This window comes from Methylobacterium sp. CCH5-D2 (genome assembly GCF_001556475.1).
In the GTDB taxonomy this organism is placed as follows: domain Bacteria; phylum Pseudomonadota; class Alphaproteobacteria; order Rhizobiales; family Beijerinckiaceae; genus Methylobacterium; species Methylobacterium hispanicum.
In genome coordinates, this window is the sequence record NZ_LSIX01001058.1 from 1 (window position 1) to 222 (window position 222).

1 protein-coding gene is annotated in these 222 nt (G+C 68.5%); it reads right to left on the reverse strand.

Annotated features, from left to right (window positions below; genetic code table 11):
* A partial coding sequence (locus AX737_RS28710) for a cellulase family glycosylhydrolase (RefSeq protein ID WP_156454025.1) occupies positions 1-222 on the reverse strand: 222 nt, incomplete at both ends.

Consider the following 222-nt stretch of genomic DNA (forward strand, 5'->3'; position numbering starts at 1 on the left):
CAGGATCACCTGCAGGCCCCGGCTCGCCGCGTACGCGACGACGCCGTCCATCTGCCCGAGCTCGCTCGTGCTCAGCGGGCCGTTCGCGGTGAGCTGCACCCGCTCCCAGAGGAACGGCAGCCGGACGACCGACATGCCTTTGCCGGCGTAGTAATCGATCTCCTGCCGGGTCGGGTATGTGTAGTCCGTGCCGAGTGTTCCGGGCAGATGTCCGCCGCCGAA